This is a genomic window from Pantoea sp. EKM103V (assembly GCF_011800365.1).
Lineage (GTDB): Bacteria > Pseudomonadota > Gammaproteobacteria > Enterobacterales > Enterobacteriaceae > Pantoea > Pantoea anthophila.
This window is the reverse complement of sequence record NZ_JAALFQ010000061.1, coordinates 1-282: the sequence shown is the minus strand read 5'-3', so window position 1 is coordinate 282 and position 282 is coordinate 1. Positions and strand designations below refer to the sequence as shown.

Annotated in this window: 1 pseudogene; it reads left to right on the top strand. The window is 35.1% G+C overall.

The annotated features are described in order from the left end of the window. Nucleotides 1-18 precede the first annotated feature (18 nt). Nucleotides 19-282 (top strand): annotated as a pseudogene (locus HFD97_RS22210) (hypothetical protein); the annotation flags it as partial.

Sequence of the window (282 nt, the reverse complement as noted above, 5' to 3'; positions counted from 1 at the left end):
ATAAGGGAAAGAAACCACATGTATCGCATAAGCCCTGAAAACATTAGTAAGCATATCAATGAAATATCATCCCTAAGAATTGGCAGTTATAAATCTTTTTTTAAAACTGCGAGTGATGAAGAGGCTTATGGGATATATTGCTGGAATGGGGAGCTTTCATCAAGAATAAGCTTAGCAATAGGTATTTATGAAGTTTTGCTACGGAACAGGATTCATAGCGCATTAAGCAACTTCTTTTTTAACAACAAAAATTTCTGCAATGGACCCTTAAATGGTACAGTG